Source organism: Rhodospirillaceae bacterium (assembly GCA_002728255.1).
GTDB lineage: Bacteria > Pseudomonadota > Alphaproteobacteria > UBA7887 > UBA7887.
Window position 1 is genome coordinate 1 of sequence record PBWV01000026.1, and the last position, 17,499, is coordinate 17,499.

Annotated in this window: 17 protein-coding genes; 10 read left to right on the top strand and 7 right to left on the bottom strand. The window is 47.8% G+C overall.

Annotation, left to right across the window (positions count from 1 at the left end; all coding sequences use genetic code 11):
* The 3 genes from CMM32_07220 to CMM32_07230 all read left to right on the top strand — a co-directional run bounded on the left by CMM32_07220 (window position 1) and on the right by CMM32_07230 (window position 2,612).
* Window positions 1–276, top strand: coding sequence for a hypothetical protein (locus tag CMM32_07220; GenBank protein ID MBT06690.1), 276 nt, complete (start codon window positions 1–3; stop codon window positions 274–276).
* A gap of 88 nt (window positions 277–364) precedes the next feature.
* A complete protein-coding gene (locus tag CMM32_07225; protein MBT06691.1) occupies window positions 365–1,639 on the top strand; it encodes an aspartate aminotransferase family protein in 1,275 nt (424 codons plus the stop codon).
* Complete coding sequence (locus CMM32_07230) at window positions 1,524–2,612, top strand: hypothetical protein (protein MBT06692.1); 1,089 nt, start codon at window positions 1,524–1,526, stop codon at window positions 2,610–2,612. The genes CMM32_07225 and CMM32_07230 overlap by 116 nt, the downstream gene beginning before the upstream one ends.
* Before the next feature lie 73 nt (window positions 2,613–2,685).
* Here CMM32_07230 and CMM32_07235 read toward each other — a convergent pair whose 3' ends face one another.
* A complete protein-coding gene (locus CMM32_07235) occupies window positions 2,686–3,195 on the bottom strand; it encodes a hypothetical protein (GenBank protein ID MBT06693.1) in 510 nt (169 codons plus the stop codon).
* A gap of 184 nt (window positions 3,196–3,379) precedes the next feature.
* Here CMM32_07235 and CMM32_07240 point away from each other — a divergent pair, with 184 nt between their 5' ends.
* The 4 genes from CMM32_07240 to CMM32_07255 all read left to right on the top strand — a co-directional run bounded on the left by CMM32_07240 (window position 3,380) and on the right by CMM32_07255 (window position 6,931).
* A complete protein-coding gene (locus CMM32_07240) occupies window positions 3,380–3,577 on the top strand; it encodes a hypothetical protein (GenBank protein ID MBT06694.1) in 198 nt (65 codons plus the stop codon).
* Window positions 3,578–3,579: 2 nt separating this feature from the next.
* On the top strand, window positions 3,580–4,203 hold the full coding sequence (locus CMM32_07245; GenBank protein MBT06695.1) for an alkyl hydroperoxide reductase: 624 nt from the start codon (window positions 3,580–3,582) through the stop codon (window positions 4,201–4,203).
* Between the two features lie 217 nt (window positions 4,204–4,420).
* Window positions 4,421–6,118 carry a hypothetical protein gene (locus CMM32_07250; GenBank protein MBT06696.1) on the top strand — a complete coding sequence of 566 codons (1,698 nt, stop codon included), beginning with the start codon at window positions 4,421–4,423 and terminating at the stop codon, window positions 6,116–6,118.
* 24 nt (window positions 6,119–6,142) lie between these two features.
* The gene (locus tag CMM32_07255) at window positions 6,143–6,931 is read left to right on the top strand and encodes a phytanoyl-CoA dioxygenase family protein (GenBank protein ID MBT06697.1); all 789 of its coding nucleotides are present in this window, start codon (window positions 6,143–6,145) and stop codon (window positions 6,929–6,931) included.
* A gap of 60 nt (window positions 6,932–6,991) precedes the next feature.
* Here CMM32_07255 and CMM32_07260 read toward each other — a convergent pair whose 3' ends face one another.
* Window positions 6,992–7,984: a ribokinase gene (locus CMM32_07260; protein ID MBT06698.1), complete on the bottom strand. Its 993-nt coding sequence runs from the start codon at window positions 7,982–7,984 to the stop codon at window positions 6,992–6,994.
* 236 nt (window positions 7,985–8,220) lie between these two features.
* Here CMM32_07260 and CMM32_07265 point away from each other — a divergent pair, with 236 nt between their 5' ends.
* Both CMM32_07265 and CMM32_07270 read left to right on the top strand, forming a co-directional pair.
* A complete protein-coding gene (locus CMM32_07265; GenBank protein ID MBT06699.1) occupies window positions 8,221–8,721 on the top strand; it encodes a hypothetical protein in 501 nt (166 codons plus the stop codon).
* Window positions 8,722–8,887: 166 nt separating this feature from the next.
* A complete protein-coding gene (locus CMM32_07270) occupies window positions 8,888–10,087 on the top strand; it encodes a salicylate hydroxylase (GenBank protein MBT06700.1) in 1,200 nt (399 codons plus the stop codon).
* 16 nt (window positions 10,088–10,103) lie between these two features.
* Here CMM32_07270 and CMM32_07275 read toward each other — a convergent pair whose 3' ends face one another.
* The 5 genes from CMM32_07275 to CMM32_07295 form a co-directional block, all read right to left on the bottom strand.
* Entirely contained in the window at window positions 10,104–11,210 is a 1,107-nt protein-coding gene (locus CMM32_07275; GenBank protein ID MBT06701.1) for a C4-dicarboxylate ABC transporter, read from the bottom strand.
* A 30-nt stretch (window positions 11,211–11,240) separates the two neighbouring features.
* A complete protein-coding gene (locus CMM32_07280; protein ID MBT06702.1) occupies window positions 11,241–12,401 on the bottom strand; it encodes a phytanoyl-CoA dioxygenase in 1,161 nt (386 codons plus the stop codon).
* A 190-nt stretch (window positions 12,402–12,591) separates the two neighbouring features.
* Window positions 12,592–13,107: a hypothetical protein gene (locus CMM32_07285; GenBank protein ID MBT06703.1), complete on the bottom strand. Its 516-nt coding sequence runs from the start codon at window positions 13,105–13,107 to the stop codon at window positions 12,592–12,594.
* Window positions 13,108–13,206: 99 nt separating this feature from the next.
* Window positions 13,207–14,574 carry a serine hydrolase gene (locus CMM32_07290; protein ID MBT06704.1) on the bottom strand — a complete coding sequence of 456 codons (1,368 nt, stop codon included), beginning with the start codon at window positions 14,572–14,574 and terminating at the stop codon, window positions 13,207–13,209.
* A 9-nt stretch (window positions 14,575–14,583) separates the two neighbouring features.
* A complete protein-coding gene (locus CMM32_07295; GenBank protein ID MBT06705.1) occupies window positions 14,584–15,717 on the bottom strand; it encodes an acetylornithine deacetylase in 1,134 nt (377 codons plus the stop codon).
* A 107-nt stretch (window positions 15,718–15,824) separates the two neighbouring features.
* Between CMM32_07295 and CMM32_07300 the strand changes: the two genes are divergently transcribed.
* On the top strand, window positions 15,825–17,216 hold the full coding sequence (locus tag CMM32_07300; GenBank protein MBT06706.1) for an amidase: 1,392 nt from the start codon (window positions 15,825–15,827) through the stop codon (window positions 17,214–17,216).
* Window positions 17,217–17,499 lie beyond the last annotated feature (283 nt).

Below are 17,499 nucleotides of genomic sequence, written 5' to 3' on the forward strand. Positions count from 1 at the left end.
ATGGCTAAGATTTGGGATAATGTAGTCTACTCGTGCAGTATGATGCTGGTTTTTGAAACAGAAGACCATATCGATAAATGGTGCTCTCGGCACAACATGCCCAAAGGAGACATAAAACGTCTTGATGAGCTCCAGCCATTTGCTGCTGCATGGTATGGTAACTATTTGGATGTAAATTGGAAGAAATGGACTGTGTCAGAAGCCTGCGAACTAATGGACCGGCATGGTTTTTCAGGTCCAACGTGGGCGTTGGAAGAAAGGGCAGGCCGGTTCTAGTGAGGCCTGCTTGATATAATAGATCGTCTAGCTGTTAAAATAGGACGACTTATTGCTAGAACTAGGGATATTAGGGGAGGACTGCCACATGGGTGACATTACTGAACTTCAGGGGCGTCGTGATAAGGTCTTAGGCGCTGGGGCACCCTTGTTTTATTCAAAACCGCTGCACCTGGTTCGAGGTGAGGGGGTTTCTTTGTTTGACGCGGCTGGCCGGCGCTATACTGATATGTACAACAACGTAGCTAGTGTGGGGCACTGCCACCCTCATGTGGTTGAAGCAATTTCTCGTCAGGTCGCCACCTTGAATGTCCACAGTCGTTATCTTCATGAGGGAATAGTGGAGTATAGCGAGAGATTAACGGAGAGGCACCACGACGGAATTGAATGTGCGATACTAACTTGTTCAGGCACTGAGGCCAACGAGGTAGCTTTGTTGATGGCCCGCCAAGCGACAAAAGGCCGAGGTATAGTATGTACAAACGCTGCATATCACGGGAATAGTGCCGCAGTCGGTGCCCTCACAAGGTGTAGTGCTACAATGACTACCAAAGCTGCAGAAGTTCGGGCTGTATCGTTTCCCGATACATACAGATTCGTTGGAGATGATGCTTGTAGCTATTATCTGGAGGAGCTTGATCAAACAATTCAAAGTTTCAGAAGGGATAGTATTCCCTTTGCCGGTATGTTGGTGTGTTCTATTTTTGCAAATGAAGGTCTTCCTACTGTCCCCGAGGAGTACCTTTCCAAAGCGGCTGCAATGGTGCATGCCGCTGGAGGATTATTGATTTGTGACGAAGTGCAATCAGGTTTGTGCAGAACGGGAAAGTGGTGGGGCTACCAGGATATGGGTGTCTTGCCGGATATCGTGACCATGGGGAAACCGATTGGTGCGGGAGTGCCTTTGGCCGGTGTTGCCGCAAGCCGCGAATTAGTAGAGAAATTTCGGTCGGAGACACGATATTTCAATACTTTTGCGGCGAGCCCCTTACAAGCAGCAGCAGGAAATGCCGTGTTGGATATCATTGAAAATGAGGGCATCCAAAGTAGTGTGCAGGCGGTGGGAGGAAAGCTCCTAGACGAACTGCAGAAAATTGAACCGCATTTTGAACAGATGGGAGATGTGCGTGGAGTGGGGCTTTTTATCGGGATAGAGTGGGTGTTAGACCGAACAACTAGAGAGCCAGATGTTGAGGGCGCCCGGAGAGTGGTAGAGAAGCTCAAAGACAAGGGCTTTCTAATAAGCCATGCAGGGGCCCACCGGAACATGCTCAAGATCCGTCCACCTCTCGTGTTTCAGCACACGGATAGCGAGGCATTCCTTGCAGCTTTTAATGAAACACTTCGAGAGATTTATGGATAATTTCCTGGACAATGTTGCTAGGCAAGCGGTGTCGCGATGGGATATTGAAGTCTGTGAGTTGGAATTACTCCCTTTAACTGAGAACATAGCCTTCCGAGTTACAGATGTGGCTGGGCAGAAATATGTTCTTCGATTNCACCGGCCAGGCTATCACTCTTTTGTGGAGTTAACTTCAGAGCAGCAGTGGACCCATGCATTGCGGACGGCCGATATAGATGTACCAGTGCCCATAAAAACAACACTAGGTTCTTACTATTGTAGGGTTAATGTCCATGGAGAGGACCGTTACGGGGGCATGCTTGAATGGGTAGATGGCATCTCAATGCAATCCTTATTGCAAGGTGATTTAGCCANTGAGGACGCAGGTAAGATGTTTGCCCANATTGGCGAATTGTTAGCGAAAATTCATAATCAATCTACTGTCTGGAAACCGACAAAGAATTTCTCACGCCACTCATTTAACGTTGACGGATTTTTTGGAGAAAACCCTTTCTGGGGNAGATTTTGGGAATCACGNTTAACCAACNAAGANCAGNGCGAATGGTTAGGNCAGGCCCGCGANCANATTGGTGATGTTNTAACCGAATATGGCGAGNGTGNNGAGATATACAGTTTAATTCACGCNGACCTTCACCCGGGGAACGTTATCGTGAATGNNGATCAACTNCANATCATAGATTTNGATGACTCTGGTTTTGGATGGCACCAATANGATTTAGCCGTTGCACTCTTTGACTATAGGGATAACAGTCAATTTTCACTTTTGCAGGATTCTTTATTGGAAGGGTATAGGAAACACCGTTATTTGACTGATGACTCCATCTCTTATGTGCCGTTGTTTCTAGTTATTAGGGCTCTTGTTTTAATTGGATGGTATTCCGACCGGCCCGAGCATGATGGTCGAGCAGACATTAGAGGGTTGTATGATTACGGAGTGTCCGCTCTCGATCAAGCCTTAGCAGCGTGTAGATGAATTGTTGTTAGGAAGGCATGGGCTAATAAGACGCCCATGCCCTTTGTATGCCCAAAGTAGAACAATCCAAGCTTCAAAGTAGATCAGCAATTGAATCTAGTCCCGCTTGGGCACACTGTTCGTCCTCGTCGGCAGTTGCCCCACTGACCCCTATGCTGCCGATATGGGCGCCAGCCTTAGTTATGATTGGAAGGCCACCAGGGAAAGCGGCGTGTCCCGCAATTTCGGCTCCACCTGGTATCATTCCTGGCTGACCGTCCTTCCCATAAACGAGTTCTCCCATAAATCGGGAAGAGAAAGGGAAGCTCGATGAAGTGGTGGCTTTCATATGGGCGATGGTAATACTACCAAGGAAGGAATTTTCCTGCCTCCGGAACAGTTTGAGATTACCCCCGTCGTCGTATATGGCGATTATTATGGGGTTAAAGCCCTTCTCTTGCTGGAACGATTCGCATGCTCCAGCAATCTGTTTTGCCATATCAAGAGTTAAGATAGGTTTTGTCTCCATGGCCTTCGTGTGGGACGTGTTTATGAGCCCAACAAGCACCAGAGAGAGGGCGGCGAAGAGTGAGTGTAGTTTCATGTTTAGCTTCCTCGGTCATTAGTGTTGGAAAAGAACCCAGCCATTTATGGTGGCTGGGTTCTTAGTGGACGATATGAAGAAGGGTACATCCAAGAGGAGGTTCTATAGGAAGCGAGCATATATGTCAATGANAATAAGTCGCAATCGCAATAACGAATAAAAATCGTTAGATCAATAGGATGGGATGGAGTACGGTAATTTATACTGTGAGAGTGAGAAGCAGTTGCAAATGATATTTTTCCTGTTTATGGTGCCCGGCGGTATGAAAGTTGAGGGCGGAGGGTGGCATTGGTGGATTGGGGGGGGTCGAGGGTCTGTTCGGAGCCGAAGCGTGAGAGTGGATGGTTGGAACACAAGTTGGGCTAATAGGAAAGGGGATTAAAGTTGAGCATTTTAGTAGGTCGTGAAGCACCAAACTTTACTGCACAAGCAGTTCTAGGAGATGGATCAATAGTCGATGACTTTGACTTTGGTGAGGCGATATCGGGCAAATATGGCGTGTTGTTTTTCTATCCGTTGGATTTCACCTTCGTGTGTCCATCTGAAATACTGGCCGTGGCTAACCGGTTTGAGCAGTTTCAGAAATTAAAGTGCGAAGTAGTTGGCGTCAGCATAGATTCGCATTTCACCCATGATGCATGGAGAAAGACGGCGGTTAATCGGGGTGGGATTGGCCCGGTTCCTTACACGTTAGCAGCTGATCTCACCAAAGAAATCTCCTCATCATATGGGATTTTGGCACATGAGTCCGAGAGTTATTATCCTGCTGGGGTGGCGATGCGCGCCACGTTTGTGATTGATAAAAGGGGTATCGTAAGACATCAAATCGTCAATGATGAGCCTATTGGCCGGGATATGGACGAGCTGGTAAGAATAGTAGAAGCGCTACAATTCTTTGAGGAAAATGGCCAGGTTTGCCCCGCTGGTTGGAGCTCAGGAAGTGAGGGTATGACTAATACTCCTGAAGGGGTTGCCGAATACCTTTCGGGTAATGCGGAGAGTTTATAGAAAGTAAGAGCTTGCTATGCTCCCATAGGTTCTTCTGTTCCATGGAATAGATACACTCTCCTGTTTTGTAGAGATTGGCGAGCTCTTTTGCCCACTGTCGTAATTCGAGAACAGTTAGCAATCCGTTAGGCTGTCATTTAGGCATTGGGGCGATTGAAAAATTTAGTCGTATCTGCTTCAATTAAGGCTCTTTCTGGAATTCCTTAGGGTCTGAATAGTGTATAATTTAATAATTCGGAATGCCTTAATAGCCGATGGGCTTGGAAACCCCCTAATTGAGGGTGATTTGGCGGTAAAGGATGGTCGGGTAGCGGCTATCGGACATATTGAGGGTAATGCTTTAGATATTCTTGATGCAGAGGGGCATGTCCTTGCCCCAGGCGTAATCGATATTCATACCCATTATGATGCCCAACTGACATGGGATAAGACAGCTTCTCCATCGCCGGCCCTTGGGGTTACCACTGTCGTCGTAGGTAATTGTGGTTTTGGGGTGGCCCCAGCACCAGAGGAGCACCGAGACAGCATTCTTGCCAATCTTGCGGAGGTAGAGGCAATGTCTCTCGAATCTTTGCGGGCTGGTATTGATACAAATTATGAGACCTTTGGTGAATACATGTCGCTGCTTGAGGAGAAAGGGACGTATCCCAATGTAGCTGTTCTTGCGTCTCATGCTGTTATGCGAACGGCGGTAATGGGTGATGCGGGGTCGCAACGTGCTGCCACAGATGATGAACTGGAACAAATGTTGGACCTCTTTCGAGAGGCTATGGATGCGGGAGCTGTGGGTCTCGGGTCCTCAAGTAATGAGAACCATCGTGGGGCTGGTGGTATTCCTATTGCTTCACGTTTTTCTACGGACGACGAGTATCGGTCATTTGCAAAAGTTTTGTCGGAGTATGATCACGGAGTCTTTATGGCAACCTTCGGTGAAATGCATGGGATACCATTTGTAGAGGAAATGTCGGAGATCAGTGGTAAACCGGGTTGTTACGCAGCTCATTTCTATCATCCGCGTCAGCCAGAGCGTGGATTGAGGATTATGAAGGAGGCAGAGGCTGCTCGCCAGCGCGGGCTGCCAGTTTTCACCCAAGGTTCGTGTCAGCCGCTCAGCTTGAGTTTTTATCTTGACGGGGCATACGCCCTGAAAACTTACTCTATTTGGCCAACCACGGAAGACCAAGACGAATTGCGGACGATATTTTCAGATTCAGATTTTCGTAATGATTTTAGGGATGCGATAAAAGATTTTGATAGTGCTCGCCTCTTCACTGGCCGCTGGGAGTGGGTTATCGTTGCGGTAGCGGGTTTGGATAAGAACAAAGACCTTGAAGGAAAAAGTGTTCTGGAAATTGCTTTGGAACGTGATGTTGATCCGTTGGATTTGTTTCTTGACCTTGCCCTGGAGGAGGATTTCAAGACTAAGTATGCTTTTTATTTGCTGAATATGGAAGACGAAGGAGTTGCCGAGATAATAGGTAATGATGGTACTCTGATAAGTCTTTCTGATGCAGGTGCACATAATTCAATGCTTTGTGATGCTGGGTATGCCATGCATCTTTTTGGTTACTGGTCCCGCGAGAAGGGGTTATTTGATTTGCCTACAGCGATCCGGAAAGTCACTCACGATCCGGCAGATGTCTATGGAATAATTGATAGAGGGCAGCTTACCGTGGGGGCGTGGGCGGATATGATCTTGTTTGACCCGGATACCATTTCAATTACGAAAATGACACAGCATTTTGATTTGCCCGCGGATGGTGAACGCTTGCTTAGGCAGGCACCTGGGTTGTTGGGAACCTGGATTAATGGAACCCAGGTTTTTGATGGTAATGACTATGTGGANGTCGTGGCGCCGGGGCATATTTTGAGAAAATTCTCGGGCGAACCGCCTAAGCTTGGTATGGGGCAATAGTTTTTCTAAAAGGGTGTTGAGCGAGTGGAACTTGAAATTGATTCTAGGGCGGGCCGCTTGAGTGCTGCGCAAAAAGCCCAGTTTGATCGGGATGGGTTTATTAAAAATTTGCCAGTTTTTGCCCCAGACGGAGTGGCACAACTTCAGAAAATGTTTGACGAATGGTCTGGTAGACTTCCAGAAGAAATTGACATTAATCGGGTGAATATGTGGCACAAGGCCAGCCAATCTTTTGCGAGATTGTGCCACACGCCAGCAATCCTAGACTACGTTGAGGATATTATCGGGCCCAATTTTTTCCAATGGGGCGGGCAATTTTTTGTGAAATATCCCCATGACGGNTCCGAGGTGCCATGGCATCAAGATNCCGAATACTGGCCACTCTCTCCAAGGCGGACGGTGACCGCTTGGCTAGCGATCTATGATACAGATGAAGATAATGCGGCGATGAAAGTGATCCGTGGTAGCCATCTGAAAGGTGGGTTTAAACATCATATCAACAATGCACCTAATTTGGTTCTGTCAAAGGAAGTGGATGAACACCAGATAGACGAAGAGAGTGTCAGAATATTGGATATGAAGGCTGGCGAAATATCTCTTCACGACAGTCGCCTCATTCATGGCTCGGGGCCTAATACATCGGACCGNAGAAGATGTGGGGTGACTATGCGCTATTGTCCTCCAGAAGTTAAGTGTGATTTGTCGGTGTGGCCCACTTTTGAGGCGTATTGGGCGCGCGGTGTAGATGCCTACAGGAATAATCCGTTGGGGCCAGCCACAAAGACTGAGAAATATCCCACGAAGCTTAGCTAATGCATTCAANCGACTTTATNGAATNAGATNTGCTCCTTTTAGTAATTTCAANGTAGTTGCTTATAAGNGGGAAACTTTTTGGGCAGAAGGAAGATCTCCCAATCGCTCTTCTACTTCCATATAGGCTGGCATACTTGTCGCTGCCCCTTGTGTGAGACAAGCAAGTCCAGCTGCAACGCTAGCGTTGTGGAGCATCTGGGCTAAAGAGTTATTGAGGGCCATACCGACTGCAAGGTTCCCGACAAAGGAATCGCCAGCGCCCACCGTATCGACAGGAGTTATTGGAAGGGCATCGATTTGCCATTCTTCATTATTGCTAAAAGCATGGGCCCCCTGAGCGCCCAGACTTACAATAGTCGGAACAGAAAATTTCCCTGCAATTGCGCGGGCTGCGGCTCTGCTAGAGCTCGTGTCTAGATCGTTGNGGTTTGCCATCATCTTTGCTTCAACCTCATTGACTACTAAAAGATCCAGCAACGAGATCATGTCTCCCGGAAAAGGTGCTGCAGGGGCGAGATTTAAAAGTACGCGAACTCCCCGTTGTTTAGCCCGCTGAATTATCTTGCAGTTTGCCTCTAGCGGAATTTCCATCTGTAGGACAAGCACAGTCTCAGGGGTTAGCAACTTATCCGGGAGATCATCATCTTTAAGCATGGTGTTAGCGCCGCTTGCCACTACTATCTGGTTTTCGGCTTTTGCATCTACTGAGACAGCAGCGCATGCCGTTGGTTCCGGTCCTCGTCGAATATTTTTAATATTTACTCCTGCCCCCTCAAGTGCGGTTAGTGCAATATCTCCAAATTCATCTTTGCCGGCGCGTCCGACCATGTTGATGGATAGGTCCTTGCTTGGTCGTGCCCGGGCTGCGGCTACTGCTTGGTTTAGTCCTTTGCCACCAGCAGCCTTAAAATAATCAGGGCACAGCACGGTTTCGCCAGGGCNCGGTAACTTGCTGACGTTGAAAACAAGATCAAGGTTTATCGAGCCAAATACAGTAATCATTATCCACCTCAATTTAGGACGGCACAAAAAGAGCTTATCGGACCCTGGCATGGGTCTGTCATCACGCAGCAACAGAACAATATGTTAGGTCCATCCCGAGACCAAGCTGTTAGCTGAATTTTTCTGGAAATAGAAACAAAATGAAATTGGTGTCTTGCGCGTCGCGCATCTCAATAGAAGGATTAATTTAAAAATATCTATAATATAGTCAAATTACGTTATCTTATGTTTCTATGATATTTTTAGAATCACTATAAATTACAAATAAGGTTAGGGAGGAACGTTAAATGTGGAAATTCATTAATGTTTGTGTTGTCTCCTTCTCGCTAGGGATTAGCGCCTCACTTGTTGGTGCCCAGGCAGGAGAGACGGGAACTGAGACTGGGGGTATGGCAGGGTTTCATGGTGTTGGCGACTTTCAGCAGTTTGAGCCCGACTTTGGGGTCTGGAAAGGGGAGTTTTGGGGCCAAAGTACGACAGATACGGAGGCCGGTCCTTTACATCGGGGCGCCTGGTATTGCACTGGTGAGGAAGTTTTCCAGGGAGGTGTGCCCAAGTGGGGTGGCGGTTTTTGCACAATAACGGATGTTGACGGTGATACGGTGAATGTTCGCTGGCAAGCTACTGCGCCATGGGGTCCTGGGGCAAGCATAGGCACCCGAGGGGACTATCACTCGGGGACGGGGAAGTACGTAGGAATTACTGGTTGGTACACGTTTCATTGTGAAAATGTAGCGGTCAGCCATTTCTTCTGTCGCATTACTGGCGGAGAATACAGTATTCCATAAGTAGTTTAGAAATTGGTCTGGTGTCGAGATAAAGGCCTCGACACCAGCACTTCCAGCGTCTGTTGTGTGCGGGTTGGTTAGAANTTGGATTGCTTTAGTGTGTAGTTCGTAGTTCTTGCNNCTTGTAAGTAAGAAGTTCAAAGCAATTTCGTGTTACTATGTGGTTATGAACGAAAGACCAGTCATTGTTGCAGGCGGAGGTTTGGGAGGGCTTGGTGTAGCTCTTGGCTTGGCTAATAAAGGCAAGGCCGTCCTGGTATTGGAGAAGGCTCCGCAGTTGGGTGAGATTGGGGCGGGTATTCAATTGGGGCCCAACGCTTTTCACTCGTTAGATCATTTAGGGGTGGGGCAGGGCGCTCGAAGGCAGGCAGTATATGTGGATAAACTGCGTTTTATGGATGCTATTACCAATGAGGTAGTCGCGGATATTCCTGTCGGCGATAGGTTTCGGGAGCGTTTTCAAAATCCATATGCGGTGGTGCACCGTGCCGACCTCCATAAGGAGATGGTGAACGCCTGCAAAAGTAACTCGCGAATCCAACTCCNGGTGAATAGCGAGGTTANCGGCTATAGTCAGGATAACGGCTTGATAACNGTNAACNTNGCTAATGGGAGTTCNGTGGANGGNGAATTACTTGTTGGCGCCGACGGTCTACACTCGGCGGTAAGGGAAAAAGTTGCAGGTGATGGAACACCCCGTGTTTCCGGGCACTCTACATTTCGCTCAGTTATTCCGGTAGAGCAGTTTCCCCAAGCTATTCGGTGGAATGCGGCTACGTTGTGGATGGGNCCAAGTTGTCACTTGGTTCATTATCCTCTNTCGGGTTCCAAACTATTCAATATTGTGATTACAAAGGATAACAAGGTNAANGACGTAGTTGCTGGAAAGTCAGTTAGTAAGGAAGAGGTGCGGTCCAATTTTTCTCATATTCATGAAGTTCCAAAGCAACTGATTGAAATTGGCGAGAATTGGAAAATGTGGGTTTTATGTGATCGAGACCCGATACGAGATTGGGTAGACGGTCGCGCAGTTCTTCTCGGGGATGCTGCACATCCGACTTTGCAATATTATGCGCAGGGAGCGTGCATGGCTCTAGAAGATGCTGTGGCTCTTTCTGAACTCATTGGAAATAACCCTGAGGATTATGAAGAAGCTCTACTAAAATATCGTGATAGCCGTTTAGTGCGTACCGCACGAATACAGATAGGTTCAAGACAGTTGGGAGATAACTGGTTTCACGTTGACGGAGTGCACTCCAGTCTCAGAAATGAAATTATGAGCGGAATGTCAGATGAGGAATATTATTCTCATCTTGAGTGGCTGTATGGATACAAAGCTTCCTCCGTTCGAGAGGAAAGCATATGAGCAATATTTACGAGTATTAGTCTATGTATCCAAGATCGCCCCATACTTTATAATTTTCTCTGAAAGTCCTAAGTGAGTCCCATACTCGAGAAAAATCAGCATCCTTTGCAGCTTCTTCTGTAACCACTTCTTGCCATGCGGTTTCAAAAGCATCTAGAACGGCTGGTTCCCATTGATGAAGGGTAACTCCTTTTTCTTGCAGCTCGTACAGAGCATCAAATTGGATGGCTTCGCTTTCAGCCAAGGTACGGGCGATGCTTTCTTGGCAAAGGGTTTGAAGAAGCGCCTGCTGTCTTGGGGAAATGCTGTTCCAGTCGTTTAGGTTAATCATCAACTCGCCAAAAGTCGTAGGTTGATGCCATCCTGGAAAATAATAATGCTTGGCAACTTCGTAAAAACCAAGATCCAGATCGAGGGCTGGAAAGGAAAGTTCTGCGGCGTCAATCGTGCCTAACTCTAAGGCAGGAAATATATCGCCAGGTGCTATTAGCTGCGTTGAGACACCAAGTTTCTCCATTACTTTCGCGCCTAAACCAAAAAACCTCATTTTTAGCCCCCTGAGCTGATCAAGGGAAGTTATCTCATTTCTAAACCAACCAGACCCCTCAGCCGCGGAAACTTGGCACGGCATCGAGTATATATTGTGCTGTGCATATATTTCCTGCATTAACTCAAGGCCTCCCCCGTGGTAGATCCACGCGAGCGACTCGCCGGCCCTTGCTCCAAAAGGAACTGCTGCGAAGAACTGTAGAGCTGGGACTTTTCCGGCCCAAAAACCTGGATTGGTCCATCCTGCATTAACGGCACCTGCTGAGACGGCATCGAATATTTCCAGAGCTGGAACCAGGGAACCAGGGTCGAAATATCTTAATTCTATGTTCCCATCCGAAAGGATGCTTATTCTCTCCTCAAAATATTTGCCGCTTGTACCTCCCGTCCTTAATGAACTTGCAAAACTGCTCGCCATTTTCCATCGAATTGGCGCATCCCCTGCTCCACTTGTTGGGGCTGAAGTTGTTGTTTCTCCCGGGGCATTACCGTCATTGTTGGCGAAAAAGAAGGTGCCGACGAGGAGGCCAATACAAAGTCCTAAAACGCCGGTAACAGTTGAGGATTTTTTCATGCTATAGGACCTTTTTCTGAATGCTTCGAATTAGATAAAAATGTCAGTAGTGTTGTAGTCTTGAAGTCCCTCAAGGGCTTTTGCATCCCATTGATATGATTCCATGTCATCNTTAAAAGGCTGGTAAATATATGGGGTTTCGGCAGGAAATTTCTTGCCCCGGGCATTAATGGCATACCCGATAACACGGGATCTTTTACGGATAAATTCTTCGTCATAGATTATCGGTTCATTGTCAAAATTTTTGGTTTCGACGTTTAGTACGGAAGATCGTTTATGAAATCCAAAATTGACGGTTACTCGTGGTTGGGAACTGGTATTAGCGAATGACCCATGTACAATCTGTCGGCTCGTCATGGCGACATCTCCTGGATTGCATAGAATGGGTACAGCGCCGGGGATACGGTCGGCCTCTCCTTCAACGCACATTGATTTGATGTCTACCTTCCCAAGTTTATGACTGCTTGGAACTACCCATAGACCGTTAATAGCGTTGCAGCCATACAGCTGGGCCATAAAGTTAAACCCGTGGGTGTACTCATCGAGATCAGGTTTCTTCCAATGCGTTTGACCATCTTGATGCCACGACACAGAGGCCCCTAGACCTGGCTCCTTTATGAATAATGCTTCATTGAAAGGTACGAAATCCGCTCCATTAATTTGCTCCGCCACTTTCAATAATTTGGGATGTCCATAAACTCGCAGGCAGGCTTCCGAAAACTGCAGGCTTCCTACTATCAGGTACACGATCTCCTCTGGTGCATCTTCGTCCGGGACATGTTCCGTCATATTAATTTGGTGACGCCCGTTGCCGAGTTCAGTGCCGCCAAACGGGTCACTGAGCGGTTTTGCCCAGTAAAGGGGTTCCGATTTACATTTAGAGTTAATGGCGGGTCTTCCGCTTCCATCAATCTTGGACGTCCGATCCCTTGGGAGACGGCCTTGTAAGGTTTTGAGGTCCGCCTCGATGTCGGCAAGCTCAGCTTGATCCAGTACGTTTTCGAAAATGTAGAACCCATTTTCTTGGTACGATTCAACAATATCTTTTTCAAGGCTTCCTTCGGCTGTAAACCTTATGGGCCCTCTATTTCCCAGTCGCAATGCATTTTTCTCACCTTCCTCAACGTAAGNCTGCATTTTCGGATCAAGTGTCCCGTAATCAATGATCTCGTTCCGTGATTGCCCATCCATGTTGTGCCTGCTTGATTTTTCCTATTAAAGTTAGCCAATAGTATATGTGGTCACTTAGAAGCTCACAATAGTCTCTATTTTGAGAAATAAGTGTCAGCCCATTATAAAGAGCGTTGCGAGTTATGAGGAACCAGGGCCAATTTGGCCTGGCTCCTTTAACAGTCCCTTTTTACGATATTCTACGTTGTGGCTAGTTTCGTTGCCAATCGCAGGACCCTAAGATAACTATTCTGTTATTTGGGAGATATTCCACTGCGTATTCGCAGGTGCCGGTTACCCCATCGTATTTTCCGGTTCCACCGATTAANTTAATGGTTCCTTTCCCTCCACCTCCAACTGCGATATCTCCTGCTTTNCGCTCCCCATGGGTATACACTTGGTCGCCGTCTGAATCGGTTTGAATGCCGTCCCCTACAACGTCAATGCCCTCAATAGATTTTTTTATGTGGACAGCCGTGACCACAGTATTACTGGAACCTTCCTTGAATGGTCCGCCACTGCTTTTAATTATGGTCGCTGATCCTTTTATTGATCCTGCAGTGATAGTTTCTTCGCCGCGCTTGACGGTTGTGTAGTCCGTGGTCAGGGCTTGTAAGTAATCAAATGTACCGCTCTTAGCGTGATGGTCCNCCATTGCCATAGATCCGTTGAATATGGCCATTATTGCAATGGCTGCCATGGTGCCTATCTGTCTTCTCGGGTGCATTTTTATCTCCATAAATAACAAAAATCATTTTATTAGGAGACAATATCACTTTTGAGATCGCAATCGAAGAAAATAGTAGATATGGTGCTAGTGGAGAATCTAGCTTTCGTATTTCTTTTTTAAGTCTGAGGCGACCCTATGCTTAGTGGAAAGTTTCGTTCCTCCGAGCCATGCTATACGTGCGAGGCCAGTGGGGCCTCGTATCAATCGGGCGGTTTCTCCAAAATTTTTCAAACCCGGGGCGGCAGAAATCTTACCTTTATCGCGACCCGTTAACGTGATTTCACTGGCATCCCTAAATGGTACTTGTAGACTTGGNTCGGTTATCAAAACCCGGTCTCCCATGGCCACAAAGTCCAAGGTGTTCCAGAGATCCCACCACCGACCTTCCCACTTCTTGGTTTTAGCCTTGGGAGCCCCTCTTTCTTCGAATTTTTGGAGAATATAAAGAATCGCGTCAGACCAGATACTAGACGGCCCGTCCACTGCGTTTGTTATTACCGAAACAGATATGTTGTGTTGGGGAACTGCCACGGTTTGAGTTAGAAATCCTGGGAACGCTCCCATATGGCCAAACCAATCCCAGTGTCCTGTTTTACCTATCATGGTCCCGAGACCGTAATATCTTTCTTCGTATTCGGAATGGTTCTTCCAATGGATGCGGGTCATCTCCTTACGACTAGATCGAGTCAAAATGCTCCGTTTTGCATCGGGGTCGAGTGTCGAAAAAAATAGNGAGAGATCTGCGGCTGTGGCCAAAAATCCTGTGGCGGGAGCCAGGGCATTTGTTGGATCATCCCCGGGTATTATCACCCGGTAGCCCAGCGGTAGTTTTCGACTGTGCCCTTGGGCAATGGGAACAGTAGGTGGTACGGGAGTGTCAGGCAAAGTCTCCTCAAGTTTACTTCCATCTACAATTAGCCTTTTCACACACTCGCAATATGCTTCCCCCGTAACGGACTCTATAATCAACCCTAGGAGNCCGAAAGCATGATTAGAATATTTAAACTGTGAACTGGGTTCGAGAATTAGGGGATCTCTTAATTCAGTGCGAAGTTCTTTTGCATTCAGGAAGGGTCTGCGGTTGCGCCAGTACCCAGCATCATTTCCGTCTCGGACTATTCCAGAGCTATGGGATAACAGCTGGGAAATTCTTGTTTCGGCTATGGTGGGATGCAGCCCATCGATGTAGAGGCCGGCCGGGTCNTCGAGCCGTAGCATCTCTTTTTCACAAAGGCGCAAAACAGCCGCTGCCGTGAATGTTTTGGAATGCGAAGCTACTCTAAATCGGTGGCGAGGGGTAAGCTTTTGCCCAGTGACAATGTTGGCAACCCCGAACGCTTTTTCCAGGACAAGTCGTCCTTTCGATGCAATGGCAACAACGCATCCCGGTTGTTCCGTGAGTTGCATTTGGAAATCGAGCCATTCAGGAATGTAGTGTAGCGCTGACTTGAGCCATGCCTCCATAGTCATTCTCTATCGGCTATTCCATTTTCGAATTATTTCCATATAGGCAGCTTCTGCTTCAGTAATTTTTTCTACCACACAATATTCATCGGTTTTGTGCGCCATGTACGGTTCTCCAGGACCCAGTATGATAGTAGGGGCGCCGCCGTAGGCAGGGGTAAGAACNGAGGCGTCCGTAAAACCTGTNCCAGTTTTGTACTCAGGGATTTCACCTTGGATTCCAGTTATGATTTCGTTGACTTCCTGTACCCACTCATCGGCTGTATTAGTTAGAACGCCATCGACGTCAATAACGGGCTCTAAATCAACTTCGTCTCCAAGATACCCAGATAATTGGGTTTGCAAGTTCGTATGGCTTTGGGCGGGTATGGTTCGAATATCAATCCCTATTTCCGTCAAGTCAGGGACAGAGTTGATATTCATGCCGCCGTGTACCGTCCCGACATTGAGTGTCGGTTTTCCGAGTACATCGTGCCGGGCAATNTTGAAATCAAAATCCTCTAATTGGGTAATGGCACGAGCGGCTTTATAGACGGCATTGTCTCCGTCTTCAGGGCGGGAGCCGTGTGCAGTAACCCCTTTTGTTGTGGCTTTTAGCCAGAGTGCCCCTTTGTGACCAATTCGTGGTTTATTAGAGGTCGGTTCCCCAACGACGATGGCGCCTGCTTCGCCTAGGACACCATCGAGCTCTGCAAGATGGTAGGCGCCCTCGCAGCCAGTTTCTTCACCTGCTGTAACCACTAAAACTAGCCCTGGCCCATCTTTCACTTCTTCTGAGACACGCAAGGCGGCAGTAACAAATGCGGCTACGCCGCTTTTCATGTCTGTGCTTCCGCGGCCATAGAGTTTGCCCTCTGCGATCTCCCCTGCGAAGGGATCCACCGACCAAGAAGCCCCTCCTAGGGGTACAACGTCTATGTGTCCGGTAAAACAGAGAGGTTTACCTTCCGAACTGCCACCGATGCGGGCCACCAGGCTTGTTCGCGTGTCTGCGAATTCGTGATAGGAAACAGAGAAGCCTCCAGCTTCTAATAGATTTCCCACATGTTCGGCACAGGGTCTTTCATTTCCAGGAGGGTTAATTGTGTCGAAGCTCACCAAAGTTTGGGTTAGTTTCACGGGATTTGGGATATTAGTTGTCAATTTACTCACCTGCTTCGGGAATGATGGACAGCAATGTTACAGTTTGTCATGCTATCATGCTCCTGTTTCGGAGGCTAGGCCAGCACTTGAAGAAGGGGATCTAACAATTGAGTAATGATCTTATTTATAAGTCGGCTAAAGATTTATTGGGCTTGTTTGAGCGCAAAGAGGCCTCACCCGTTGAAGTAATCAGGGCTGTTTTGGGCCGGGTTGAGGAACGTGACAAGGATATCAACGCATTTATTTTTGTTGATGAAGAGGCCGCCTTGACGCAGGCAAAGGACTCAGAGAAGCGGTGGAATGAAGGAAAACCACANGGCCTTTTAGATGGAGTTCCAATTTCGATAAAGGATATGGTTTTAACCAAAGGTTGGCCGACTCTTCGGGGATCTTTAAGCGTCGATCCAGAGGGCCCCTGGGAAGAAGATGCGCCTTGTGTTGCGAGGTTAAGAGAACACGGCGCGGTGATTTTTGGAAAAACTACTATGCCTGAATTTGGATGGAAGGCGGTGGGGGATTGTGAACTCACTGGTATCACTCGCAATCCATGGGACCTCGGGAAAACTCCCGGTGGGTCATCGGGAGGTGCTTCGGCAGCGCTTGCGGCCCGCATGGGACCTTTAGCCATTGGTGGCGATGCGGGTGGCTCTATCAGAATTCCCTCTAGCTTCGCGGGCGTATTCGGGTTTAAGGCCAATTACGGGCGAGTCCCTAGTTATCCGGAGGGAGCAATGCGTAATCTCACTCATATCGGTCCAATGGCTTTGACAGTCCAAGATGCAGCCCTTTTACTTACAGTAACTGCGGAACCCGATCATCGGGACTGGACGAGATTAGTATATAGCAATGAGAATTTTGCAAATCACCTAGATGAAGGGATCGCTGGGCTTCGCATAGCGTACAGTCCGGACCTGGGGTACGCTCGTGTAGATTCCTCAGTAAAGCAAGTTGTGGCCGCGGCGGTTAAAATTTTTGATGATTTGGGAGCTAATGTGGAGGAGGTATCTCCTGGCTTTGACGATCCATTACCAATTTTTTTAAGTCATTGGGGGGCGGGGGTTGCCGGAGCCCTGGGCAGCCTCTCCGAGGAGAAAAAATCAAAGCTTGAAACTGCGTTGAGGGATTTTGTTGAAAGGAGCCAGAATATTCCCTTGAAGGATTATACAGATGCAATGAACCAAAGAGCTGCGCTGTGTGTTCACATGAGGGAGTTCCATCAAAAGTATGATCTTTTGCTTACTCCCTCTACCGCTGTTCCCGCCTTTGAGGTTAATCGTCGATCACCGGCTGGCCGTGGAGATTGGGATTGGACACCCTTCTCTTACCCATTCAATCTCACCCAACAGCCTGCTTGTTCTATACCTGCCGGATTCACCGAAGCGGGCCTCCCCGTTGGCTTGCAAGTAATTGCTGATAGTTTTCGTGATGATTTGGTGTTGCGAGCTGCGCATTCGTTCGAGAAGGTGGCAAAGGTTAATTCTCTGCCTCCTGGCTTTTAGGGAGTTACTTGAAGTAAACCAGGGGTTTTGGGAAAAAAGACAAATGGAAGTGTGGTTTTAGGTAGGGGTTCCCCCAGTTAAAGGGTGACCTGCTCTGAAGCTGCTTTAAATTAACAGTTCAGGAGCACGGGATGAAAAGAGAGATAACCTTGTATGGTAGTGGTACCAGTCGTTCTAGTCGGTGTTTATGGACCCTACGCGAGCTTGGTGTGGAATTTTCCTATGTGGATGATTCAAGTCTCCTCGGCACGGAGAAGCTCAAGAGACTGCAGCCACAGGGAAA

Coding starts and splice junctions, on each gene's coding strand:
- CMM32_07220 (MBT06690.1), top strand. CDS start 1: ATGGCTAAGATTTGGGATAATGTAGTCTACTCGTGCAGTATGATGCTG.
- CMM32_07225 (MBT06691.1), top strand. CDS start 365: ATGGGTGACATTACTGAACTTCAGGGGCGTCGTGATAAGGTCTTAGGC.
- CMM32_07235 (MBT06693.1), bottom strand. CDS start 3,195: ATGAAACTACACTCACTCTTCGCCGCCCTCTCTCTGGTGCTTGTTGGG.
- CMM32_07240 (MBT06694.1), top strand. CDS start 3,380: ATGGAGTACGGTAATTTATACTGTGAGAGTGAGAAGCAGTTGCAAATG.
- CMM32_07265 (MBT06699.1), top strand. CDS start 8,221: ATGTGGAAATTCATTAATGTTTGTGTTGTCTCCTTCTCGCTAGGGATT.
- CMM32_07275 (MBT06701.1), bottom strand. CDS start 11,210: ATGAAAAAATCCTCAACTGTTACCGGCGTTTTAGGACTTTGTATTGGC.